General features: G+C 55.7%; 28 protein-coding genes, 2 tRNA genes and 1 pseudogene. 15 read left to right on the forward strand and 16 right to left on the reverse strand.

Translation table 11 applies throughout. From position 1 onward, the window contains the following. Positions 1 to 37 precede the first annotated feature (37 nt). The 10 genes from ACQZ51_RS18220 to ACQZ51_RS18265 form a co-directional block, all read right to left on the reverse strand. Entirely contained in the window at positions 38 to 739 is a 702-nt protein-coding gene (locus ACQZ51_RS18220; protein ID WP_448779379.1) for an ABC transporter ATP-binding protein, read from the reverse strand. Then, positions 732 to 1472 carry an ABC transporter ATP-binding protein gene (locus tag ACQZ51_RS18225; protein ID WP_448779380.1) on the reverse strand — a complete coding sequence of 247 codons (741 nt, stop codon included), beginning with the start codon at positions 1470 to 1472 and terminating at the stop codon, positions 732 to 734. Before ACQZ51_RS18225 ends, ACQZ51_RS18220 begins: the two co-directional genes overlap by 8 nt. Then, positions 1465 to 2442: a branched-chain amino acid ABC transporter permease gene (locus ACQZ51_RS18230; protein WP_448779382.1), complete on the reverse strand. Its 978-nt coding sequence runs from the start codon at positions 2440 to 2442 to the stop codon at positions 1465 to 1467. The genes ACQZ51_RS18225 and ACQZ51_RS18230 overlap by 8 nt, the downstream gene beginning before the upstream one ends. Then, a complete protein-coding gene (locus ACQZ51_RS18235) occupies positions 2439 to 3308 on the reverse strand; it encodes a branched-chain amino acid ABC transporter permease (protein WP_448779384.1) in 870 nt (289 codons plus the stop codon). Before ACQZ51_RS18235 ends, ACQZ51_RS18230 begins: the two co-directional genes overlap by 4 nt. A gap of 67 nt (positions 3309 to 3375) precedes the next feature. After that, a complete protein-coding gene (locus ACQZ51_RS18240; protein ID WP_448779386.1) occupies positions 3376 to 4593 on the reverse strand; it encodes an ABC transporter substrate-binding protein in 1218 nt (405 codons plus the stop codon). Positions 4594 to 4648: 55 nt separating this feature from the next. Continuing rightward, positions 4649 to 5266, reverse strand: coding sequence for a 3-isopropylmalate dehydratase small subunit (gene leuD, locus ACQZ51_RS18245; protein WP_448779387.1), 618 nt, complete (start codon positions 5264 to 5266; stop codon positions 4649 to 4651). A gap of 7 nt (positions 5267 to 5273) precedes the next feature. After that, positions 5274 to 6680, reverse strand: a complete 1407-nt coding sequence (gene leuC / locus ACQZ51_RS18250) for a 3-isopropylmalate dehydratase large subunit (protein WP_448779389.1) — start codon at positions 6678 to 6680, stop codon at positions 5274 to 5276. 36 nt (positions 6681 to 6716) lie between these two features. After that, a complete protein-coding gene (locus tag ACQZ51_RS18255; RefSeq protein ID WP_448779390.1) occupies positions 6717 to 7640 on the reverse strand; it encodes a polysaccharide deacetylase family protein in 924 nt (307 codons plus the stop codon). Then, positions 7640 to 8587, reverse strand: a complete 948-nt coding sequence (locus tag ACQZ51_RS18260) for a polysaccharide deacetylase family protein (RefSeq protein WP_448779391.1) — start codon at positions 8585 to 8587, stop codon at positions 7640 to 7642. The genes ACQZ51_RS18255 and ACQZ51_RS18260 overlap by 1 nt, the downstream gene beginning before the upstream one ends. 1 nt (position 8588) lies before the next feature. Next, positions 8589 to 9266, reverse strand: coding sequence for an isochorismatase family protein (locus ACQZ51_RS18265; RefSeq protein ID WP_448779392.1), 678 nt, complete (start codon positions 9264 to 9266; stop codon positions 8589 to 8591). A 630-nt stretch (positions 9267 to 9896) separates the two neighbouring features. Here ACQZ51_RS18265 and ACQZ51_RS18270 point away from each other — a divergent pair. From ACQZ51_RS18270 to ACQZ51_RS18295, 6 genes are all read left to right on the forward strand, one after another. After that, entirely contained in the window at positions 9897 to 10349 is a 453-nt protein-coding gene (locus ACQZ51_RS18270) for a PAS domain-containing protein (RefSeq protein ID WP_448779610.1), read from the forward strand. A 70-nt stretch (positions 10350 to 10419) separates the two neighbouring features. Beyond that, a complete protein-coding gene (locus ACQZ51_RS18275) occupies positions 10420 to 10758 on the forward strand; it encodes a transposase (RefSeq protein WP_448779393.1) in 339 nt (112 codons plus the stop codon). 47 nt (positions 10759 to 10805) lie between these two features. Beyond that, positions 10806 to 11144, forward strand: a complete 339-nt coding sequence (locus ACQZ51_RS18280) for an IS3 family transposase (protein WP_448779394.1) — start codon at positions 10806 to 10808, stop codon at positions 11142 to 11144. Further along, on the forward strand, positions 11107 to 11490 hold the full coding sequence (locus ACQZ51_RS18285) for an integrase core domain-containing protein (protein ID WP_448779611.1): 384 nt from the start codon (positions 11107 to 11109) through the stop codon (positions 11488 to 11490). The genes ACQZ51_RS18280 and ACQZ51_RS18285 overlap by 38 nt, the downstream gene beginning before the upstream one ends. A 275-nt stretch (positions 11491 to 11765) precedes the next feature. Next, positions 11766 to 11963, forward strand: coding sequence for a hypothetical protein (locus tag ACQZ51_RS18290; protein WP_448779395.1), 198 nt, complete (start codon positions 11766 to 11768; stop codon positions 11961 to 11963). A 365-nt stretch (positions 11964 to 12328) separates the two neighbouring features. Then, complete coding sequence (locus ACQZ51_RS18295; RefSeq protein WP_448779396.1) at positions 12329 to 12637, forward strand: helix-turn-helix domain-containing protein; 309 nt, start codon at positions 12329 to 12331, stop codon at positions 12635 to 12637. A gap of 88 nt (positions 12638 to 12725) precedes the next feature. On the opposite strand, the gene ACQZ51_RS18300 is transcribed toward ACQZ51_RS18295, so the two are convergent. Together ACQZ51_RS18300 and ACQZ51_RS18305 are read right to left on the reverse strand one after the other, a co-directional pair. Next, positions 12726 to 12797: transfer RNA gene (locus tag ACQZ51_RS18300), tRNA-Gly, on the reverse strand. A gap of 952 nt (positions 12798 to 13749) precedes the next feature. Further along, positions 13750 to 14199: a hypothetical protein gene (locus ACQZ51_RS18305; protein WP_448779397.1), complete on the reverse strand. Its 450-nt coding sequence runs from the start codon at positions 14197 to 14199 to the stop codon at positions 13750 to 13752. A gap of 232 nt (positions 14200 to 14431) precedes the next feature. On the opposite strand from ACQZ51_RS18305, the gene ACQZ51_RS18310 reads away from it, so the two are divergent. Beyond that, positions 14432 to 14827: a tyrosine-type recombinase/integrase gene (locus ACQZ51_RS18310; RefSeq protein WP_448779398.1), complete on the forward strand. Its 396-nt coding sequence runs from the start codon at positions 14432 to 14434 to the stop codon at positions 14825 to 14827. Between the two features lie 185 nt (positions 14828 to 15012). On the opposite strand, the gene ACQZ51_RS18315 is transcribed toward ACQZ51_RS18310, so the two are convergent. Further along, positions 15013 to 15097: transfer RNA gene (locus ACQZ51_RS18315), tRNA-Leu, on the reverse strand. A gap of 247 nt (positions 15098 to 15344) precedes the next feature. Between ACQZ51_RS18315 and ACQZ51_RS18320 the strand changes: the two genes are divergently transcribed. Beyond that, positions 15345 to 15860, forward strand: coding sequence for a disulfide bond formation protein B (locus ACQZ51_RS18320; RefSeq protein WP_448779399.1), 516 nt, complete (start codon positions 15345 to 15347; stop codon positions 15858 to 15860). 5 nt (positions 15861 to 15865) lie between these two features. On the opposite strand, the gene ACQZ51_RS18325 is transcribed toward ACQZ51_RS18320, so the two are convergent. Then, positions 15866 to 16423 (reverse strand): HNH endonuclease, encoded by a 558-nt coding sequence (locus ACQZ51_RS18325; protein ID WP_042619917.1) that lies wholly within the window; start codon positions 16421 to 16423, stop codon positions 15866 to 15868. Positions 16424 to 16523: 100 nt separating this feature from the next. Further along, a pseudogene (locus ACQZ51_RS18330) lies at positions 16524 to 17172 on the reverse strand (DNA-3-methyladenine glycosylase family protein). Between the two features lie 46 nt (positions 17173 to 17218). Between ACQZ51_RS18330 and gluQRS the strand changes: the two are divergent. Beyond that, positions 17219 to 18115, forward strand: a complete 897-nt coding sequence (gluQRS, locus tag ACQZ51_RS18335) for a tRNA glutamyl-Q(34) synthetase GluQRS (RefSeq protein WP_448779613.1) — start codon at positions 17219 to 17221, stop codon at positions 18113 to 18115. Here gluQRS and ACQZ51_RS18340 read toward each other — a convergent pair. Beyond that, positions 18086 to 18994 (reverse strand): YihY/virulence factor BrkB family protein, encoded by a 909-nt coding sequence (locus ACQZ51_RS18340; protein WP_448779400.1) that lies wholly within the window; start codon positions 18992 to 18994, stop codon positions 18086 to 18088. The genes gluQRS and ACQZ51_RS18340 overlap by 30 nt on opposite strands. Positions 18995 to 19181: 187 nt before the next feature. Between ACQZ51_RS18340 and ACQZ51_RS18345 the strand changes: the two genes are divergently transcribed. From ACQZ51_RS18345 to ACQZ51_RS18370, 6 genes are all read left to right on the forward strand, one after another. Continuing rightward, positions 19182 to 20015: an SDR family oxidoreductase gene (locus tag ACQZ51_RS18345; RefSeq protein ID WP_448779401.1), complete on the forward strand. Its 834-nt coding sequence runs from the start codon at positions 19182 to 19184 to the stop codon at positions 20013 to 20015. Positions 20016 to 20083: 68 nt separating this feature from the next. Then, entirely contained in the window at positions 20084 to 20281 is a 198-nt protein-coding gene (locus ACQZ51_RS18350; protein ID WP_042619921.1) for a twin transmembrane helix small protein, read from the forward strand. Positions 20282 to 20298: 17 nt separating this feature from the next. Next, complete coding sequence (locus ACQZ51_RS18355) at positions 20299 to 20886, forward strand: cob(I)yrinic acid a,c-diamide adenosyltransferase (protein ID WP_448779403.1); 588 nt, start codon at positions 20299 to 20301, stop codon at positions 20884 to 20886. A 21-nt stretch (positions 20887 to 20907) separates the two neighbouring features. Next, positions 20908 to 21636, forward strand: a complete 729-nt coding sequence (locus ACQZ51_RS18360) for a rhomboid family intramembrane serine protease (RefSeq protein WP_448779405.1) — start codon at positions 20908 to 20910, stop codon at positions 21634 to 21636. A 229-nt stretch (positions 21637 to 21865) separates the two neighbouring features. Continuing rightward, positions 21866 to 22612: an electron transfer flavoprotein subunit beta/FixA family protein gene (locus ACQZ51_RS18365; protein WP_448779407.1), complete on the forward strand. Its 747-nt coding sequence runs from the start codon at positions 21866 to 21868 to the stop codon at positions 22610 to 22612. Positions 22613 to 22637: 25 nt separating this feature from the next. Beyond that, a complete protein-coding gene (locus ACQZ51_RS18370; protein ID WP_448779409.1) occupies positions 22638 to 23567 on the forward strand; it encodes an electron transfer flavoprotein subunit alpha/FixB family protein in 930 nt (309 codons plus the stop codon). Positions 23568 to 23663 lie beyond the last annotated feature (96 nt).

Consider the following 23663-nt stretch of genomic DNA (forward strand, 5'->3'; position numbering starts at 1 on the left):
TGGTTGCGCCCCGGCGCATGTTCTCCGGGGCGACTTTTCACATTCCGAGATAGGCCTGGCGCAGTTGCGGATCGGCCAGCAGGGTTGCGGCTTCTCCCTGCATGACGAAGCGGCCCTGCTCGATGACATAGGCGCGCTTGGCGACACTCAATGACTGCATGACGTTTTGCTCGACCAGCAGCACGGCCACGCCATCTGCATTGATCTTGGTGATCAGTCCAAACATCTCCTCCACCATGATGGGGGAAAGGCCGAGAGACGGCTCATCCAGAATGAGCAGTTCCGGCTCCGACATCATCCCGCGACCAATCGCCAGCATCTGCTGTTCGCCGCCAGATAGTGTGCCGGCCAACTGGTTCATTCTTTCGCGCAATCTCGGGAAGATTTCACAGATCTTCTCGAAGTTCTGCTTGGTGTTTTTGCTCGCACGGCGAAACGCGCCGAGTTTGAGATTTTCGCCCACCGAGAGGTTTGGGAAAACCTTTCGCCCCTCGGGCACATGGGCAATGCCGAGCGCGACGATATCGCGTGCATTCTTGCCGGTGATGGTCACGCCCTTGAAGGAGATCGACCCGTCGCTGGGCTTGATGAAGCCGGAAATGACATTGTTGAGCGTGGTCTTGCCCACACCGTTCGATCCAAGGAGAGCGACAATCTCACCATTGTTGACGCTCATGTCGATGCCTTGAAGGACGCTCATAGAGCCATAGCCTGCGCGGATACCGGAAATCTCAAGCATGGTTTTCCTCCTGCAGGCGAGCGGCCGCACCGTGGCCGAGATAGGCTTCCACCACGGATGGGTCCTTGACGAGTTCACGCGGTGTTCCGTGGGCAATCATCTTGCCCTGGTTCAGCACATAAGCCGTTTCGGCAAGCTGCATGACTGCCTGCATGACGTGCTCGATCATCAGGAACGTATGCCCCTCCTCGCGGATCTTTCTAATGATTCCGACGATCTCGGTAATCTCGGACGGGATAAGCCCGGCCATGACCTCATCGAGCAGCAGCAGCTTCGCACCCGTTGCCAGCGCGCGCGCAAGCTCCAGTCGCTTGCGTCCTGCAATGGTGAGCGAAGAGGCGGGCCGATCCAGCATCGCGCCCATGCCCAGCCGCTTGCCGACATCTCGCGCCACGGCCATGGCTTCGCGCCGATCGTGGTGGTGAAGATAGGCTCCCACCGCGATGTTCTCCTGGACCGTGAGCCCCGCAAAGGGCTGGACGATCTGGAACGTCCGGATCATGCCCAGCGCGCAGATGCTGTGTGGGGCAAGGCCGACAATGTCCTTGCCCTGAAAGCGAACAGTTCCTTCATCCGCCTTCGTAAAACCAGCAATCATGGTGAAGCAGGTCGTCTTGCCCGCACCGTTCGGTCCCAGTAGGCCAACGATTGAGCCCTCGGGCACATCGAGCGAGGCGTCTGTGACGGCTTTCAAGCCGCCGAAGCTTTTGGAAAGATTACGAACCTCAAGCATTGTCGTCTTCCTTCTTCTTGAAGGTGCCGAGCTTGCCAGCAAGGCCGACAAGACCGTTTGGCAGGAAGCGCAGGGCGCAGATCAGCACAATCGCGTAAAGTACGAAGTTCAGGCCGGGCGCATTGGGCAGCAGGTGTTTCGCACCTTCGCCAAGAAGATGCAGACCGAGTGTGCCAAGAAGCGGACCCCAGATGGTTCCGGCACCGCCGATGATGGGGCCGATCAGCGCTTCGATGGAAACGGCGCTGCCATAGACCACGCTGCTGTCGATGAAGAGCCAAAGCTGGAGGTAAAGCACACCGGCCAGACCACCGAAGGCACCTGATATCGCCATTGCCTGCACTTTGATCTTGTAGGTGTCGATACCCAGTGCTCGTGCCGCGTCTTCATTTTCCCTGACCGCAATGAGATAGGCACCGAAGCGGGAATATTTGATGAGCGCCGTCAGCGCCATGACCAATGCAACCACGACCAGAAGAGCGGTGTAGCCAATGGCGCGGTCGTTAAACTGCAGGTTGGCAACGCCGGGGTCCAGCTTCAACTGCAGTCCGCTGCCGCCCCCCGTGAAATCAAAGGACGATGCACAGATCCGCAGCACTTCGGCAAAGGCCAAAGTAACAAGCGCGAAATAGGAACCCTTCAGGCCATACCGAAACGCAAGAGCGCCGATGAAGGCACCCATGACGGCACCGGCCAGAATGCCGGCACCGAAGCCAACCCAGGCGTTAACACCGTATTGGACCTGAAGGATGGCCGACGCATAGGCCCCGGTTCCGTAAAGTGCTGCATGACCGAAGGACGAAAGGCCGCCGAAACCACCCGTGATGTTCCAGGAAAGGGCGACGACCGCCACGATCAGCGCGTTTATGGTAAAGCCCATCCAGACTGGCGACGACGCAAAATAGACCCCGAAGAGATAGGCAAGAGCAGCAGAAATAAGGGCAATCTGCCCAATGGATTGAGGTCTCATGTCTTTGCCCTCCCAAGAAGCCCTGACGGTTTGAAGAGAAGGATGAGGATGAAGGCGAGAAAGATGCCGATCTGTCCGAGGCTTTCGCCAAGGAACAGGCCGCACATCGACTCGATGACACCGAGCAGCAGACCGGCGACCAAGGCACCCAGAAGACTGCCCATTCCGCCCAACACTACCGTGGTGAAGGCGACCAGCACGAAGGTGTAGCCGACCTGCGGGGTGATGTAGAAGGTTGGCAACAACAGGCAGGCGGCAAGCGCTACACAAGCGGTTCCGATGCCGAAACAGACGGCATAGGTGTGGTTGACATCGATCCCCACCAGTTCGGCCCCGCGCTTTTCGATGGCAACGGCGCGAATGGCTGAGCCCGTGCGGGTATAGGCCATGAAGCACCAGAGCAGAGGCGCGACGGCAAGGGCTGCACCAAACGCGATGACGCGACCAAGCGGCAGATAGGCACCCAGCACTTCGACAGTGTCATAGGCATAGGCAATATCTGCCGTGCGCGTATTCGATGTCCAGAAGTAGAGTGCCAGATTGTCAATAATCATCGATACCGCAAGGGTAATGAGAAGCACGTTCTGTTCCGAGCCGCTGCTCATCGGCGCAATCAGAAAACGCTGCAAGACGTAGCCGAGCGCGAAGAAGGCCGGAAGAACGAGGGGAATGGCCAGATACGGATCAGCCCCCAAATAAAAATACAGAAAATAGACGGCGTAGAGCGCCAGCATCAACAGGCTGCCATGCGCAAAGTTGATGATGTGGAGCACGCCGTAGATGAGGGTCAGTCCTAGCGCCACAAGCGCATAGATGGCTCCCATCATCAGGCCGCTCAACACGGCAGGTAAGATCAGACTTGACATCAGGGCTCGCCTCTCTGTCGTTTGAAGAGCGCCCCCATGACCATGGGGTCATGGGGGCGAGACCGTGTCAGTTCTTGGCAGGGATCGGGAAGACCGCTTCTGCGGTGGCGTATTCTTTGGGGAAGACCAGTTCGATCTTTTCTCCACGGATCTGGGTGTTCACAGGCCGTGAATTGACATTGTCGCCATTGACGAACTTCGTCGGTCCATAGGGCATGATCGACTGGTCGAAGGTGGAGGCCGACAAGGCTTCGATCATCTTCTGACGATCTGCAGAGCCGCTGCGCTCCAGCGCATCCGCGATGACCTGTATCGTCGCATAGGACACCATAACGTCATAGGTCATGTCTAGCTTTGCAGCGGCAACGCTGGCGGCAAGCGCTTTGGACAGATCCTTGGACGGATCGTACCAATGATTGCAGTCCATCACATATTGCGCGACTGCATTGTTTTCGCGTACGAATTTGATGTTGGATGCGGCACCGCCCAGGATGGAATAGATTGCTTTCAACTCCACACGCTGCTGGTTCAGTGCACGTGCCATCAGGGTGTATTCATTGATGTAGTTGGACGGAATGAGGATATCGGCCTTCGATGCTTTCACACGCAGCGCGATGTTGGAAAAGTCGCGCTGGGGCGTTGGATGCGAGATGGTCTCGACAACCTCAATCCCCTGCTTAGGGAGCTGCTCGGCAAGGATTTTTGCCATGTTGGAGCCGAAAGGCCCGTCTTCATGAACAATGGCTGCGGTCTTGACCGTGTTGCCTGTTCCTTCATTGAGAAGCTTCAGGTTTTCCAGCGCGACGCTGGTGCATTTGTTGACGCCCGGCGTGAAGCGGAAAACGTTGGGCAGGCCGCGCTGGACAACGGTTTCGGCTGTGCCGATGGAGAAGACCTGAGCAAGATTGTATTTTGCCGCAGCCTGAGAGGACGCGAGGCCAAGCGCAGATGCTGTCGCGCCGGTGAAAGCACAGGCATCGGCCTGAATAAGCGTATCGACGGCTGAAGCGGCCGCTTCCGGGCGGCTTTGTGCGTCGACCACCACGAGTTCGATCTTGGCGCCGCCCATGCTCTTGATGCCGCCAGTTGCATTGATCGCTTCTGCGGCGAACTTTGCTCCGGCCGCACTTTGCGTACCGTTATAGGCAAGATTGCCGGTCAGTGGCTCGATAACGCCGACCTTTACGGTTGGCGTCTGTGCACGCAGGATGGAGGGTGCGGCCAGGCCTACAGCCAGCGCTCCCGATACTTTTAAAAGGTCGCGTCTTTCGATTTTGAATGTCATTTTTATGCTCCCAGTTTTTTTATGAGACGGCTAAAGAAACTCGCTGGTCCGCCCGTCAACGGCCCAGCCAGGAATGCGACGCCATTCGATCCGTTTCGAAGGCGGTGATCTGCTCCATGAAAGTGAATGTCATCTCGATCTCATCAAGGCCGCGTAAAATACAGTCCCGAGCGAAGGGATCGATGGCAATGGGGTGAATGCCGAGATTACCCGGCAAGACAAGCTCTGCAGCCTCCAGATCAACTGTGACCTCAGCCTCAGGATAACGAGCGAGATGATCCGCCAGCGCCTCACAGTGTTCCGCAGCCAAACGGACTGGCACCAACCCGTTTTTGAGAGCATTGTTGAAGAAGATGTCGCCGAAGCTAGGGCCAATAAGCGCCCTTATGCCATGATCCACCAGAGCGTATACGGCACCCTCGCGAGATGAACCGCAGCCGAAATTGTCCTCGACGAGAATAATAGTCGCGGCATCGGCACCGGGCTTGTTAAGCGGAAATGCCGGATCGATTTCCCCCTGCTCATCGCGACGGATGTCATGAAACAGGAACTGGCCGTAGCCCTGCGCACGATCAGCTTTGAGGAAGCGTCCGGGAATAATCTGGTCTGTGTCGCAGTTGACGCCGGGGATCGCGATTGCCTTGGACGTTTCGCGTGTGAATGCTCTCATCATACCGCCCTCACATTTTTCTGACGTCGGTCAGACAGCCGCTGATGGCAGCGGCGGCCGCCATAGCGGGGCTGACTAGATGGGTGCGTGCGCCGGGGCCCTGACGGCCGACGAAATTGCGGTTTGAGGTGGAGGCGCAACGCTCACCGGGGCCAACCACATCACCGTTCATGGCCGCACACATGGAACAGCCAGACGCGCGCCACTCGAAACCCGCCTCGCGGAACGTCTGGGCAATGCCCTCGGCTTCCGCCTGTTCCTTTACCTGTGTCGACCCTGGCACGACGATGGCAGGGATCATTGCCTTGCGGCCCTTAAGTATGGAAGCAGCAGCCCGCAAATCTTCGATCCGGCTGTTGGTGCAGGACCCGATGAAGACCTTGTCCAGCTTCAAGCCCTCCAAAGGGATGCCGGGGGCAAGCTCCATATATTCAAGTGATTTCGTCGCGGCTTTGCGCCTGTCGGAGCTTTCGAAACTTGCCGGATCGGGAACGCGCCCGTTGATGGAAATGGCATCTTCCGGGCTGGTACCCCATGTTACCATGGGCGCTATATCCGCACCGTCTATACTCACTTCCGCGTCGAAGAACGCGTCATTATCGCTCGCGAGCGTGCGCCAGTGGGCAACCGCACCGTCCCATTCCTGCTCCGATGGTGCAAAATGGCGACCTCTGACATAGGTGAAGGTCGTTTCATCGGCTGCTACCATCCCGAAGCGGGCTGCGGCTTCAATCGACATATTGCACAGCGTCAGCCGCGCTTCGATAGAAAGATCGCGCACCACCTGGCCTGAAAATTCAATGGCATGACCACCGGCACCGGCTGCCCCGATTTTCGCAATCAACGCCAGCATGACATCCTTGGCAGTCACGCCCTGCCCCAGCACACCATCAATCACGACCCGCATAGTCTTGGGGCGAGACTGCCATAGCGTCTGGGTTGCCAGAACATGGGCATTTTCGGATTGGCCAATACCGAACGCTATCGCGCCTAGCGCGCCCTGCGTCGACGTATGACTGTCCGAACAAACGATTGTCAGCCCCGGCAGCGTGATACCCTGTTCCGGTGCCACCACATGGACGATACCCTGCTCACGGCTGGACAGACCGAAATGGCGCATGCCGCCCCATTCCATGTTTTCATCGAAAGTATCAATCATGTGGGCGATGGCAGGACTTGCCGCATCGCTCGACGTACGACCAAGCGTCGGCACGTAATGATCGGCCACACCGAAAATCTGTTGCGGTCGCCGTGGCTTAAGGCTGCGTCGCTTCAGATCCGCAAAGGCATGGAAGCTGCCTTCGTGGATCATGTCCCGATCAATATAGAGCAGCGACGGGCCTGCTGGATGGCGCAATATTTCATGCTCATCCCAAATCTTGCCCAACATTGTGCGCGGTGCAAAAGCTTGCGCCATGACGTTGTCTTTCTGTTATCAGTTCGACGTTTGGCTTTAGCCAGCGGCGCGGAATGCCGCACAAATGTCACCTGCGGGTGCATTCCACACACCTTCATGTGACAGAATGTAATCCAGCGCCTCGCGCAGATACTCAACGCGATACGGCATGCCCGAAACCCAACTGTGTAGCGGTAGGCTCATGACGCGACCGCCATATTGCGCACTTTCGCGGTAGAGAACGTCGAAGCGGTCCTTGACCTGCTGCACCCATTCCGCTTCCGAGTGGAAATACTCGTCTGCAACCACACGGTCATCCGTCTCGTAAGCCATTGGCATGGCCAGCAATGAACCGTTGCGCGTTTGCATCTCGTAAGGAAGGTCGTCATTCGCCCAATCAAGGCTGTAGGCAACGCCGTTCTTGGCCAGCAGATCAGGGGTATTAAAACCCTCCGCGCGACCAGGCGAGAGCCAGCCCTCGACCTTCTGCCCGCTTGCTTCGCGAAGCAGCGTCAGAGCCTCGGCAATGATGGCGTTTTCTTCGTCTTCACCCAGCCCGGAGTGATGCACTTTGCCCATATCCAGACCGTGGGCAATGATTTCATGCCCGCCTCTGACAACAGCGTCGATCAGCGCCGGATACCGCGCAGTAATTACGCCATTGATCGCGAAGCTGGTTTCAAGCTCTTTCTCGGCAAGAAGCTTGAGGACACGGAAAATGCCGATGCGATTGCCATAATCGCGGTTCGTGTAGTAGCGAAAATCCGGGTAAGGCATGGATAGAGCGCCCGGCGCCTTGAATGGCTTGGACGGCATATCAAGCGGGAAATGCTGGACATGGGTGACGATGGACAGCGCAATGCGCGCGTCATCTGGCCAGGCAATCGGCTTGCGAGAGAACAAATCGCTCCACTCATAGCGGTCATGGTCCATGCCGTAACGACGGGCGGGATAGTTGAGATAGTCTTCAGGCATAGACATCAGCGCGCACCCTTCCCGGAATTGTGGGTCGCCATCGCGGCACTCATGGCGTCATAAGCGCCGGTGGCGTGATAGGCAGCGGCGATTTCGCGGCCAGTCGTCTGCCACACGCCGTCGTGCCCCGCGATGTATTCGATGGCTTCTGCAAAAGCGTCGATGCGATGCGGTTGCCCGACGAGATAGGGATGCAGCGGAATGCACATAACGGTGCCGCTTTCATCGCCTTCTTTGTACAACTGATCAAACTGCCGCTTGATGATTTCGCCGTAATGCCGCGGCGTGACCTTCTGGCTGTTATAAACGATGACGTCGTTCATCTCGAGCGAGTACGGCATGGAGATGAGCTTACCTGTGTTGACCTTGACCGGCATCGGCTGGTCATCGTGGAACATGTCGCAGGTGTATTGGATGCCCGCTTCAGACAGAATATCCATCGTCCAGAAATTGTTGGACAGCGCCGGCGAGAGCCAACCAGCCAGTTCCTGACCCGTGTGTTTGCGCACCGTGTCAAAAGCATCGCGGATGATGGCGCGCTCCTGCTCGATGTCGAGATTATAGACATAACGCGTATTGTAGATGCCGTGAGAAAAGAACTCCCATCCGCGATCCGCACAGGCCTTAATGATCTCAGGATGGTGATCGCACAGGGCGACATTCAGAGAGATAGACCCGCGAAAACCGGCTTTGTCCATCGCCGCCATCATTCGTTGCCAACCGGCGCGATTGCCATAATCACGATGGGAATATTGCAGAACATCTGGGTTTGGCCGCGCCCACGGTGTGCGGGTTGGATTGTTGGGCGGATTGTATTCGTAAAACTCGATATTCGGTGCAATCCAGACGGCGATCTTCTTGTTGCCGGGCCAGACGATCTTGGGGCGGTTGGGCCAGGGCAGGTAATCGTACAGCCCCAGATCAGACTTCATCGCGGCATCTTCAGCGGCCATCTCAGCGAACCTCCGGCTGATAGGCCTCGTACCAGGCAATGGCATCCGCAACGGGGATCACATCGCCATACTTGACCGAGATATCGTATAGATTGGCGAAATGCGGGCTCTCATGCTTGTCCGCCACACACTCCTCGGGAACGATGACGCGGTAGCCGCGCGAGATTGCATCCACCACGCAGGCGCGAACACAGCCCGATGTCGAACCACCGGTCAAGACAACCGTATCGCACTGGTGCCAGACCATCAGCGACTGGAGATTGGTCTCGTGAAATGGCGATGCCATGCGCTTGTTCATGACAATGTCTTTGACATGATCAATTTCCAAGCGCGGATCGAACTCGGCCCTGCGCGAACCGACCTTGATGTTTTGTAGCGAGTCCGGCGTGTTGGTTCGCGTACCCCACACACCACAGTCCTCACCCGATTCCATGTAAGCCACATAGGTCCACGTCACCGGAAGGCCATTACTGCGGGCAAGATTTGACAGCGTGTTGACGTATTCGAGCTGCCGAGGATCCGTTTCATAAGCGGATACGAACTCGCCCAACGAGGTGTAGGCACACTGCAAATCTATGTTGATCAGCATTGGCTTGCGACCGAATCCAAAACGCCTGCGAGTGGGATTTCGCTTGGCGTTCTCGTAAATCTGACGCGCGGTAAGCGATGACATTTCCATGACGACCTCCAGTGCATGACGACCCTTCACACGACCGAAACACAGGTCGCTTCCTCAGCAAAGGCATCGCTTTATTATTTCTATTGTTATCACTTTATATCATTTGTAAAGCCTCTTTTCATAGGCGTAGCGCTCTTTTTAGAAGACGCTTTTTGCCTGGGCAATTGCCTCGGGAATGACGGTGTTTTTGCTGATAAAGTGAGCAATAAACGCTACTTTCAGAGGGAAAAGCGACGGGTTTTTCACTCTCCCCACATTACAACAGAAGCGGATGATCACTGAAATATTTCCAAGTGGACACCGACAATGACCAAGCACATTAGCGATGGATAGCCCCAACAAACGGTCTTATACTAAAGGCGTACTCGAGGTCTGTGACGCTGAAAATTGATTATTAACAACCTTAAGATATTATCATTTATAAACAACGCCTGAGTAATGAACATCTTTGGGTTTGCTTCTTCTGACCGCTCAGCAGTCTCGCACTATAATGCTATATCACAGTCACATTCAGTGATTTGGTTCACTCCAGAGGGAGTTATACGCGGCGCTAACGCCAATATTTGCAAGACGCTCGGATATGACCTCAAAGAAATCGTTCAGCATCATCGGTTGTTTGTTTAGGCAGCAATCAAAGACTCTAATGAATATGTTTCCTTTTGGCGTCGCCTTGCAGCCGGAAAGTACAATCGCGGCCAGTTCCGCCGCATTTCAAAAAACGGTGATGATGTCTGGATCGAGGCATCCGATGATCCGATCGTCGAGAACGGCAAAGTGGTCGGCGTTGTCAAGATCGCTGCAGACATTACCGCCACCAAAATCGCGGCACTTCACAATGAGAACATTCTGAGAGCGCTGGAGCGTTCTGTCGGAATGATCGAGTTCGACCCCGAAGGGGTAGTCGTCGAAGCCAACTCCGCGTTCTGCAAAGTAATGGGCTACGAGCGCAGTGAAATCATCGGACAAAAGCATAGGCTGTTCTGTGAACAGAACTATGTTGCTTCTCAAGACTCTACTGAACTTTGGAATAAACTCCGGGCGGGTGTTTTCTTTTCAAACACATATCGTCGCGTGGGCAAGTGAACTGCACCCCGTTTCGACCGGAAAGTCGGCATAAGCAGAAAGGCTCAAGCACAGGCTTGGGTATAGGCTTATGTCTGACGAGTATCGACACGTTGAATTGCTGACGGGAGATGTGCGCCGCAGGCGGTGGACAACCGAGCAGAAGCTGACAATTATTGAGCAGAGTTTTGAACCAGGCGAGACGGTATCATCGACCGCTCGCCGCCATGGTGTTGCGCCCAATCTGCTTTATCGGTGGTGCAGGCTTTTGAGTGAGGGAGGTGCTGCAGCCGTGGATTCTGACGAGCCGGTTGTCGGGAATTCTGAAGTGAAGAAACTGGAGGATCGTGTTCGGGAGCTGGAGCGCATGCTCGGTCGCAAGACGATGGAGGTCGAAATCCTCCGCGAAGCCCTTTCCAAAGCGGACTAAAAAAAACGGATATCGCGGCCGATCTTGTTGCCGAAGGATGGTTCCCGATGAAGACCGTCGCAGACACGCTGGGCGTCTCTCGCTCGAACCTTGTCGAGCGGTTGAAAGGCAGATCAAAGCCACGCGGACCTTATAACAAGGCCGAGGATGCAGAGCTTCTGCCCGCCATTCGCAGGCTGGTGGATCAAAGGCCAACCTATGGCTATCGGCGGATCGCCGCGCTCCTCAATCGTGAAAGGCGAGCCGCCGATCAGCCTGTCGTCAACGCCAAACGGGTTCATCGCATCATGGGCAACCATGCCATGCTGCTGCAGAAACATACGGCCGTTCGCAAAGGCCGCATCCATGATGGCAAGGTCATGGTCATGCGCTCTAACCTGCGCTAATGTTGGAGGCAGTCGAGAAACGCTTCCGCGCAACCCGAGCCCCCAAGGCTATCGAGCACCTCTCGGACATTGGTTTGGCTTACACAACGCGGGACACGAGGATATTTGCCCAGGCACTCAATCTCATACCGTGCTTCACGCCGGTCGCCAGCCCGCAGTCGAACGGCATGTCGGAAGCTTTCGTCAAACCGTTGAAGCGCGACTATATCCGCATATCCAAGTTCCGGACGCCCAAACAGCGCTCCAGCTCATCGACGGATGGATCAAGGACTACAACGAAATCCATCCCCATTCCGCGCTCAAGATGGCTTCCCCTCGGCAGTTCATCAGAGCTAAATCAACCTAGCCGACCTGTCCGGTGAAATGGGGTGCACTCCAGCGTCTCGGGCCCAGATTCGTTTGCGCATCTGCTTCCAGCGCTCGGTGCCGTACCATTGGCGCCACTCTATCTCTTGATTACGCCGCCGAAGCCTTGCCTTCTCGTCCCCCTACTAATCTGCCAATGAGCGGCTTAATCATGGATATCTGGGGCTTAAGGCTCCTCAGCTTGGCCATTGTGCTCCAGCCTCGTCCTGTGCATTCTTCATCACTGGCATGGGTCAACCCTTGGGAGGAAATGGAATGGTCAAGCTAGTGAGCTTTACGCAGTCCGCAGAATCGGCGTCTCCGGTCTCGATCAACCCAGAGGCCGTTGCGGCAGTGTCCAAAGCCGGTGAGAAGACGAAGATCTTCATGAGAGCGCCCAGTGTTAACGCCCACGGGCTTGAATTCACGGTCAACGAAGACATTGAGGCCGTTGTGTACGCTCTCACACGCTAAACACCCTGCCTCCTGGAAGGCAATGTACTGATCGCGTGTACTATGCTGTGTGGGCACACCGCCGAATTGACGCAGTGCAGCAGCAACCGAATGGTCGAAGCGCCGTTGAAGCCGTCACCAACGCTCTATCGGAGGAAAGCACATGATGAGCACTCCTAGCATCGCTTGCAGCCTATCGCTTCTATTTCTGTCTGCGTTCGTTCTGTTCATTTGATCGGGCGGCGGCACGCATACCCGCTATTGGTAACCGTCCGGCAGCCCTCTGGCGAAGCCTTGCGCCATCCGTTCATTTGCCGCTAACTGGGGGCCGCAGGGCTGCAACCTCTCCGGTTCCCAAGATCATATCATCACAAAGGCAAAGGTTCATGAGCGACGATATCGATTTCTCAACAGTTATGGGCGCAAAAGAACTTGTGACACTTCGCAAGGCAATCAAGCTCACGCAGCTGGAAATGGCAAGGCATATTGGCTTAAGCAGAAGTGCCTATGTGGCCCTAGAAACCGGCACTACGACCATGCGGAAAATCCACCAGGCTGCCGCTGAAAGGGTTGCTATTTCCACCATAGCATCCAGACCCGAACTGGCGGCTGGACTACTTGACACTAAAACCGCTTTATTTCTTGTCGACGTCAAAGATGCGTCGGAAGCGCTAAAAGCAGCGGGGATGAAGTAGCCCTTCGACTCATGGCCCCGCTGAACGTTGCGCATCTCTAATTTCCATAAACGAAAACCCCACCTTGTTACGGGCGGGGCTGTTGAACTGGAGCGGGCTGTGGGAGGCGAACCCACCTTGGCAGCTTGGAAGGCTGTTGCCTCACCTCGAAGAAGCCCGCGAATATCATTCAGGAAGTTCATGCCTCCCGCGTGTTGATCCTGCGTCCCTAATCGCTGTCGCAAGGTTGACCGCCCATCCCGCGCTTCCGGCACGCCTGCTAGGCCCATCTGACGCCCTAGCACCTCACCTCTTTCGAGGCCTTCCTGATTTCATGAGGACCGGGCGTTAGAAGCCTAGACTTCCATTGCCCCCCTCAAAGGCTTCCGCCTGATGTAATCGCATGCCCAGCGCCAACCACTCGGATTACTCTACACCCTTTCGGGGAGGACGGCCGTGGCGAATTACCGCGTCATCATGCGAACTGATCGACTTTTTCGAATACCGCCGAGTCATCACTGGGAAATTTCGGCCGTTCCTTCTGCAAAATCAGCGGACTAGTACGTCCCGGGCTTTCGAAATATGTGTCAAAAGAAATTTTATTTTGGGGTCAACATTGGCTGGCAAAAAGTCATGAAATAGAATGTCATTGATTCATTAGAGATACTCCAAACAGCTCTTTTGACGATGCAACATACGGACACGTGGTCAATCCGCAAACGCAAAGCTAAGCGAAAATCTCTGTTGCGATCAAAACAAAAGCAGGGCGTAATGTTCAAAGGCCGAGAAAACGATGTGTCTCACAAACACTTGGTGTCGTTCCTCGGCCTTGGTACGGCTAAGCAGCTTGACTGCAACCGCGTATGGAGATGGTTGGGCTGGTACCCGATCATCTCCTGACAGCCATCTTGATACATTGCTTTCAACGAAGCAATATGGTTCACCCCAAAAAATAAAACTACCTTCGTGGACCCCGGCTTTACATCCGCGAATCGGCGGGCTCCTTTTCAGGTGCTGTCCACGAACGCAAACCGGATGTATCGATTTGCCCGTGTGTTTTGCCCTCTCGTGGGACACCTGCAAACCTCCCTCAAGAGGCCAGATTGTTCCGCTCTGGCGAACGTGGACCTCAATTATCTGCAAAGACCGAACTTCCAGCGCTGAACGGTTCGTTTAACCCATGCTGCTCTTCTTCGGGTCTTTCCGGTTTCGCGTATTGATGTAGCGGCTCCACTCCCATCCGCGGGCTTTACCTCGGCATATGCAAGCAGAACCTGGCGGGCATCTTCATCCCAGATGTATTTCCGGATCCAGTCAAAGGCCTCTTCCATCCGGCTAATGCGTTCTCGCGAACACTTGGCGCGGCGCATGGTGCGGCGGCGCTCCTCAGCTTCCATATCCTTCTTCCAGCGGCGCCCACCGGCAGTGTCTTCCCGCGCCATGGCGAAGTTCTCTGCCGGCGTGTGGATGTAATCCGGCATTGAGCTGCCGAAGAATTGTGGACTGACGCGCACCGGCAACGCGATGTCTGTTTCGAAAGCCTCGATCAAACGCTCGAGAATGGTTTCTTGCTGCTCTGTCATTGCCGTTGATATGGTGATGCCGTTTTGTCCTATAGTAAGATGGTGCGCGCCAACTCCATACTGATTGCCGCCGATGATTTTGTGAGTGCCCCACCCTCTCATCTCACGAAGGTATGATGGAAGCACTGCGGCTCGCTGCAAAAGAAAATGAGGAATTCACAACTTCGATCATTGCAAAGTTGCTGTCGCCGCTGCAATCGCTTTCTTTGAAGAGCAGGAACTGGAACTGCCGGTGGAACGCGTGGAGCGTCTTGCCCGCGAACTGTCAAAGACACTGCCAAACTTGCGGTTAGCGGAACTCGCTATGGTCGGCCGCCAGCACATGAAGAACGGATGGCTTTCAATTCGCCCAGGCAAAACCCGGAAATCGAGGGGCGTTCTTGTGGAGCTACCCGTGCTTCCCGCACTTCAGAAAACAATTGATGAGAGCCCTACCGGGAACATGACGTTCCTCATAACGGACTTCAACAAGCCCTTCACAGTCAACGGTCTTGGCAACAAGATGAGGGACTGGTGCGATCAGGCGCAACTGTTCCATTGCTCAACCCACGGCCTGCGAAAGGCAGGTGCTTCAATCGCGGCTGAGAATGGCGCGACCGACGAAGAGCTTATGGCCATCTATGGATAGGTGACGAAGGCACAGACCACGACTTACACCAAGAATGCTAACCGAAGACGGATCGCAACAAACGCCGTTGAGAAGGTCATGCCGGAACAAAAGAGCACAGAAAATGTCTCACAGCCTGAGGGGTTACCGAATGATGAGACAAACGGCATGAAAGCCGAATGAATTCAATGGTGATGGTAGGTTAGTGGTGCCCCTTGCCGGAATCGAACCAGCACTCCTCGCGGAACCTGATTTTGAGTCAGGCGCGTCTACCAATTCCGCCAAAGGGGCAACTTTGGAAATCTCATTCCTTGGTATGCGGCGGGACTATACGAACCGATGGTGTCAGGTCAACAGATTTTTCCGAAAATCTTGGTTTGGCGAAACTTTGTTGGGAGGTTTCGGCCACGGCTGGTTTGCAAGCGGGGTAAGAGTCCAATAGAGGCTTTAATGGGTGAATCGAAAATACCGTTTCCCGCCTTGTTTTCCACCTGATCAGGTGCTTTTAAATCTCGCGTCGAATATTGAGGAAAAGATCATGGCACGTTCAGTCTCACCTGAGAGAAACCGCAGTATGTCTGCGATTGCGGTGACAGCGGGGATGATCTTTACCGTGGGATCGGCGCTCGGCTTTCAGCATATTGGCGGCTACACGCCCTGTGCGCTCTGCCTTTTGCAGCGAGATCCCTATTATTACGCCATTCCAGTCGGCATTTTGGCCATTGCGGCCAGTCTGTTCAAAATGCCTGTCTGGATCATGCGCGCGGCACTCATCCTCGTTGGCATTGCCATGGTGATTGGTGCAGGACTTGGTGTTTATCATTCGGGCGTGGAATGGGGCTTCTGGGCGGGGCCGATTACCTGCGCCACCGGGGCGCCATCGATCACCACCAATGCCGGCAGCTTGCTGAGCGACCTCAACGCTGTCAAACCACCATCATGCAATGACGCGGCGCTTCGGGTGCTTGGACTTTCCTTTGCCGGTTGGAACGTGATTGCAAGCGCTGTGCTTGCGGGCATCGCCTTCTTCGGCGCGACCCGCAAGGCTGCTTAAGCCGATCACGGCTGCAATTCGGTATCCCAATAGAGATAATCCACCCAGCTTTCGTGCAGGTAGTTGGGCGGGAATGACCGGCCATTATTGTGCAGGTCCTGCACCGTTGGCTGGTATGGCTTCTGATGCGGTATCATGCCTGCAATCTTGGGCAGCTTGCTGCCTTTTTTGAGATTGCAGGGCGAGCAGGCCGCAACAACGTTTTGCCAGGTAGTCTCGCCACCATGCGCGCGAGGAATGACGTGATCGAACGTCAGATCATCATGCGATCCACAATATTGGCACTCGAATTTATCCCGCAGAAACACGTTGAAACGTGTGAATGCGGGATTTCGTGTGGGCTGCACATAGGTCTTGAGGCTGACGACACTCGGCAACCGCATGGAGAAGCTTGGTGAACATACCGAGTGATCATATTCTGCAATGATGTTCACGCGGTCAAGAAAAACGGCCTTGATCGCGTCCTGCCAGGACCACAACGACAAGGGGTAATAACTCAGTGGCCGGTAGTCTGCGTTCAACACGAGCGCAGGCAAAGCCTGTGGTGAAACGGCAATCGTCAAGGGCGTCTCCTGACCGATTCTGCATCTACATCTTGTATATTAGGTCTGTTGTTACAGGATTGTGAAGCCCATAAATGAAGCTCTCAAAGAAAGGCTTATTTCAGGCGATTGGAACCGCTTCTCGGCGCGTCTTGGATGCGTAGTAGGCCCAGAAAAGCCGGGCAGCTATGGACCTGTAGGGCGACCAGCGCATCGCGATTTCTGCCAGCACTTTAGGGCTGGGGCGGGCATCCATCTGAAACGCTCCAGCAACCGCAGCCTGTAACGCAACATCGCCGGATGGAAAGATATCGGCATGGCCGCCACAAAACATCAGATAGACCTGAGCCGTCCACGGGCCGATGCCATTAAGCGCAGTGAGCAGACGAAGCGCTTCCGCCTCATCCAGACCATTCAGCCTGCCAAGATCCAGTGAACCGCTGGCTATGGCGCTGGCTACGCCATGCAAGGTTTTCGCTTTCGCCCGTGAGAGCCCGAATTGCGGCTCGATGCCTGTTACTGCCGCAAGGTAATTCTCCGCGCTCACCACCTTCATCTCGTCCAACATCCGGCGCCATATGGCATCCGCGCTGGCGCGGGAGACGACCTGCGAGACGATGATGTGTGCCAGACCGGAAAATCCTGGTTCGCTCAACCGCAATGGCAACGGCCTCGCTATCGCAGCGACGCTCTCTAGGCGGGGATCTATTTTCAAAAGGGCCGCCAATCCCCTCTTCGATATCATCAGCATTTCGAATGATGTTGACCAAGGCGGCTCACCACATAGGACTTCATCTTGGCGAAGCACCAGAAACCATGGCAGAAGAAACCATGTCTTTGCTTTCAGGTCAAAAGCCGGTTTTTCGCTTCGCCCCCAGCCCCAACGGGCGGCTTCACCTTGGCCATGCGTTTTCTGCGATCCTCAATCACGAGATGGCAAACGCCACAGGCGGGCGGTTTTTGCTGCGGATCGAGGACATTGATCTGACACGCTGCACGGCTGAATTTGAACAAGAGATCTATAAGGACCTTGAATGGCTTGGTCTTGGATGGGAAATGCCTGTGCGCAGGCAATCGCAACATTTCGAGCATTACAAAAAAGGGCTGGAACATTTGATCGAGGCGGGACTGGCCTATCCCTCTTTCATGAGCCGCCAGGAAACGAAAGCCTTTGTGGCGAGCTATCAGGCCGATGGAAAAACGTGGCCACGCGATCCCGACGGGGCGCCCTTATATCCACCGCTGGATAAGCAAAGATCACCCGCAAACGTCGCAAGCCTTCTGTCTTCAGGGGTCAAACACGCCTGGCGGCTCGACATGGAGAAGGCGGTATCGACGCTCCAGTATTCAATCGCCTGGGAGGAAAACGGCACCAGAACGAAGATGACTGTCCAAGCTCAACCGGCTTCCTGGGGCGACGTCGTGCTCTCTCGCTCGGATGCACCGTCAAGCTATCATCTCTCTGTCGTGCTGGATGATGCGTTGCAGGGTGTTTCCCACGTGGTTCGCGGCATTGATTTATACCATGCAACATCCGTTCACCGGTTGCTGCAGGAATTGCTTTCACTGCCGGCACCTCGCTACCATCATCACCGCCTCATCCTTGATGATGAGGGCAAGAAGCTTTCCAAGAGCATTGCTAGCACCGCGCTGAGCGCGCTTCGGGATCGCGGCCTGCGGCCGTCAGATATCCGCAGCCTCCTCAGCATCTAATGCCTCTCTCAGGCTGCCGCTGTGGTAACCCGCCTTGATGATGTGGCGGACGCGGTACTTCATCAAAGCGGCGTTAACTTCGGCCCCCAGCATGAAGATGACACCGACCATGTAGAGAAAGACCAGCACGATCATGACCGATGCCAGACCGGCATAGGTCGCGGCGTAATTGGCGAAGGTGGCCAGATAATAGGCGAATATGGCTGCACCGATGACCCAAAAGAGCAGCGTCAACACAATGCCTGGCAACACATCCCATATCCGCCGTCTTCCCGCTGGAAGCCACAAATGCGCAGCCGCCAGCCCGACAGCCAGCACGATGATGGTACCGTAAAGCCCAAGATTCGAAACCGTTTCCAGAAAGTCTTTCAAAAGCGGAAAGCGGGTTTCGGCGAAAGACAGCGCGACCGGAACCGCAACGAGAACAATGCTGATAACGGCGAATATGGTCACGGCAATGACGACATAGAACAGGCTGAGCAGACGCGTAACGTACCACCAGCGGGTCTCGCTGACCCGGTAGGCGCGATTGAGCGAGATTCGGATGGCCTCTACGCCGTTGGATGCAAAATAGGCGGCTGCCAGCACAGAAATCGTCAGCAATCCACCACGCGGGATGGTCAGGACCTGTTGTACTTGTGCGGCAAGAGGGGCTGCAATCGCCTCCGGCCAGGTATCGAAAATGATATGCACTGCCGTTTCGGCAAACTGATCGGCACCCAGAAAACTGGCCAGCGCCGTTCCGAAGATCAGAAAGGGAAACAAGGCGAGGAGGATGGAAAGTGCCACATGGCTCGCCATTGCCCAGCCGTCGTCCTCTGCGAAGTGGATATAGGCGTCCCAGGCGACCTTACGGACGATGTCCAATGCGGCGACCATGTCACCTCCTAAATCGACATTTCAATTGTAACCCACGGCAATATATGGGAAGGCAAGCATCGCTTGTACAGCGCGTGAAACCGTGCGGCGGTTCCAAAGATTCCGAAAAAGAATTGCGCACTACTGAATTTTGCCCGCAGATATTACTTAAGCTTTATACGATGTTCGTTCTGAGGAAAGACCTTCCATGACTGAAAAACCGGTCATCATCATCACCGGCTGCTCATCTGGGATTGGTGCATTTTGCGCGCAAGCGCTTCACCATGATGGCTGGCGGGTTTTTGCCACCGTGCGGCGGCGGGAAGATGCGCGAGCGCTTGAGCAGCAGGGCATCGAAACCGTGCTGATGGACTATACAAAGCCGGAAACCATTGCCGCATTGGTCGACGAGGTAGTTGCAAAGACCGGCGGGAGGATCGACGCGCTGTTCAACAACGGAGCCTATGGCCAACCGGGTGCTGTCGAGGATTTATCGGTCGATGTGCTGCGCCAGCAGTTTGAAACCAATGTCTTTGGTTGGCACGACCTGACATGCCGGGTCATTCCCTTCATGCGCCAGCGCAAGATGGGCCGTATCGTTCATTGCTCGTCCATTCTCGGTCTCGTACCCTACCGTTTTCGCGGTGCCTATACGGCGTCGAAATTTGCGCTTGAGGGCTTGGGCGTGACATTGCGCATGGAACTGCAAGGCAGCGGCATTCATGTCAGCCTGATCGAACCGGGCCCCATTGCCTCGAAATTCACGGCAACGGCGCTGGCCCATATCAGAGGCAATATCGATCTCGAAAATTCTGCCCACGCCGAGGAATACAAGCGACAACTCGCGCGGCTGGATGGCAGCGGGCCGCCGAACAAGCACAAGCTTGGACCGGATGCCGTGTACAGCCAACTGAAACATGCTTTGACTGCGACCAACCCCAAGCCGCACTATCTGGTCACCACACCAGCCAAGCAAGCCATGATCCTGAAACGGCTTTTGCCTGCCGGATTGTTTTACCGTCTGCTGCGCAAGTTCGACTAGCATTCGCGTAATCCAATCAGCTACAACGCACGTAATAGGCACAGGTGGCATTTTCGGGAAGGTAGAGCATGTCCAGTTTCGCAACGGTTCTTGCAGTCATCGTGATGGGTCTGGTTGTGCTTGTGTTGATACGCGGGCTGTTCAACATGCTCAAAGGTACCGATGCCAACAAATCCAACAAGCTTATGCAGTTGCGACTGCTGTTGCAGGCGATTGCCATCATACTGATCATGTTCGTGCTGTGGCTGACAGGCGGCGGACGATAAGATCGCAGGAGTAAAACATGGTCAAGCTGAACAAAATCTACACCCGCACCGGTGATGACGGCACGACGGCTCTGGTTTCCGGTCCGAGACGCACAAAATATGACATGCGCGTTGAAAGCTACGGCACCGTGGACGAGACGAATTCTGCCATCGGCGTTGCGCGCCTCCACACATCAGGCCTGCCTGAACTTCATGACATGCTGTTTCGCATTCAGAACGATCTGTTTGATCTCGGTGCTGACCTCGCAACACCGGAAACCGGTGAGGTTCTTTCCTATGAGCCTTTGCGAGCCGTAGAAACGCAGGTCACGCGTCTGGAAAATGAGATCGATGCATTGAATGCGGATCTTTCGCCGCTCAAATCTTTCGTTCTGCCCGGCGGCACGCCAGCAGCGGCCTACCTGCATCTTGCCCGCACCATGTCGAGACGCGCAGAGCGCCAGATGGTGGAGCTTTCACGGATGGATGGTGAGGTCGTCAGCCCTGCCGCGCTGAAATACATCAACCGGCTCTCCGACTTTCTGTTCGTTGCGGCGCGATATGCCAATAACGCGACCAATTCGGATGTGCCTGACATATTGTGGGTTCCGGGCAAGAACCGCTGATCCACGACGGGGCCTATTCGCATGTTCATTCCATTGCACGATGCGAATTCGCTCAAGCATATCAAATTGCAGTGGGTAACCCTGTCGCTGATTGCAGCAAACGCGCTCGTCTGGGTGCTGGTAGGTGTATTTGCCAGCATCCAGGACGGGAACGCTGCGATCCTGGGGTTCGGTTTCATTCCCGCTGTGATTTTTGACGGCGCGCAACTCGATCCCGCACTTCAAATCATTCCAGATCAGATGACGGCCGTCACCTATGCTTTCATGCATTTGAGCTTCTGGCATCTGGCCTCCAACATGCTTTTCCTCTGGGTCTTTGGGGATAATGTGGAAGACGCGCTGGGCCATTTTCGCTTTCTGGTCTTTTACCTTGCCTGCGCGGCTGCGGGCGCGCTGTTCCACGGAGTTGTTTCACCCTCTTCGCAAGGTCCGCTGATTGGTGCCTCAGGAGCGGTCTCTGGCGTTGTCGCCGCCTATCTTTTGCTGCACCCCAAGGTGCGTGTGTGGATTTTGGTGTTCATGCGCATTCCGATTCCCCTGCCCGCATACATTCCGCTTGCGCTTTGGACCGGCCAGCAATTCTTCATGCTGGCCTTCGGCTTGCAGGAGCAGGTGTCCTGGGGCGCGCATGTGGGTGGCATTCTGGCGGGCGCTGTTCTCGTACTTTTTCTGCGCAGGCCTGACGTTCCGCTGTTCGACCGCAAAATTGTCACGCCCCGCGCTGTCGAGCATGTAATTAAGCGGCCCTAGGTCTATATCGTGTCGCAAACGGGACGACGTTGCGAAGGTAATCCATGAAGATTGAGACGAGGATTGATATTTACGTTCACGTTAACGTAAGATATCTCCACAGCGCATGAGATCATGAGCATTGCTCCGTTGAATTCACGGAAAAAATGCGTATCCATGTCGCAACTTGATTGTCAGGAGGACCATGTGGTGTTTGCGCCTGTGGTCAGGAGTTGAAGGAAGGTTATCGATGAAGATCCTTGTCCCTGTGAAGCGTGTCGTGGACTATAACGTGAAAATCCGGGTCAAGTCGGATGGATCGGGCGTAGAGCTTGCCAACGTCAAAATGTCGATGAACCCGTTTGACGAGATTTCCGTTGAAGAAGCGCTTCGCTTGAAAGAAGCTGGCAAGGCAGAGGAAGTCGTCGTCGTTTCGATTGGCCCGGCCAAGGCAGAAGAAACCCTTCGCACCGCGCTTGCCATGGGGGCAGATCGCGCCATCCTGATCGAGACAGACGAAGCAGTCGAGCCGCTGGCCGTTGCCAAACTCCTCAAGGGCGTCGTTGAAGCGGAAGCTCCTGGTCTTGTGATCGTGGGCAAACAGGCCATCGACGATGACAGCAACCAGACGGGCCAGATGCTGGCCGCTCTTCTGGGCTGGGGCCAGGGCACCTTCGCCTCCAAGGTCGAACCATCGGACGGCAAGGTCGCCGTTACCCGCGAAGTCGACGGTGGTTTGCAGACGGTTGAGCTGAAGCTTCCCGCAGTTGTGACCACTGATCTTCGTTTGAACGAGCCGCGTTACGCATCGCTGCCGAACATCATGAAGGCCAAGAAAAAGCCTTTGGACAAGAAGGCACCGGCTGATTTCGGCGTCGATATTGCCCCACGCCTCAAGGTTTTGAAGACCGAAGAGCCCGCAGGCCGCAAGGCTGGCGTGAAAGTTGGCTCTGTTGCTGAACTGGTGTCGAAGCTCAAAGCTGACGGCGTCATCTAAGGATAAGCGAAAGGGAGATTATACCATGGCCATTCTTCTTCTGGCAGAACACGACAACGCGACCCTTTCCGACCAGACAGCAAAGACGCTGACGGCGGCAACGCAGATCGGCGGCGACGTGACAATTCTCGTTGCCGGCTCCGGTGCACAGGCTATCGCCGATGAAGCTGCCAAGCTCGCCGGTGTTTCAAAAGTCCTGCTTGCCGATGACGCATCCTACGGCAACGCGCTGGCGGAGCCGCTGGCTGCGCTGATCGTTTCGCTGGCCCCATCTTACGACGTCATCATCGCGCCAGCGACAGCATCGGCAAAGAACGTCCTGCCCCGCGTGGCTGCCCATCTTGATGTGGCGCAGGTGTCTGAAATCATCGAAGTCATCTCGGCTGATACATTCAAGCGCCCGATTTATGCTGGCAATGCCATCCAGACCGTTCAGTCGACGGACGCGAAAAAGGTCATCACTGTGCGCACGGCAACATTTGCCCCCGCCTCTACCGGCGGTTCTGCCCCGGTCGAAGCAGCAGCCGCTGCGGAAAACCCTGGCGTTTCCTCTTTCGTATCGGATGCGCTAGCGTCCTCTGACCGCCCGGAACTGACATCTGCAAAGATCATCATTTCCGGCGGCCGCGCCTTGGGTTCGGCAGAAAAGTTCAAGGAATTGGTGCTTCCAGTTGCCGACAAGCTAGGTGCTGCCGTCGGCGCATCCCGTGCAGCGGTTGACGCAGGCTATGCACCCAATGACTGGCAGGTGGGCCAGACCGGCAAGGTCGTCGCTCCGCAGCTTTACATTGCGGCAGGCATTTCCGGTGCCATCCAGCACCTCGCGGGCATGAAGGACAGCAAGGTTATCGTTGCCATCAACAAGGATGAAGAAGCGCCGATCTTCCAGGTCGCGGATTACGGCCTTGTCGCGGACCTCTTCGACGCCCTGCCTGAGCTTGAAAAAGCACTCTGATCCAGTCTAATTTTGAAAGCGGCGCGTTTTTCCAACGCGCCGCTTTCGTTTTTCGGCAATATGCGTAACATCACCGCCGAGCCGCAGTGCCCAGAC

This window comes from Agrobacterium sp. CG674 (assembly GCF_053521645.1).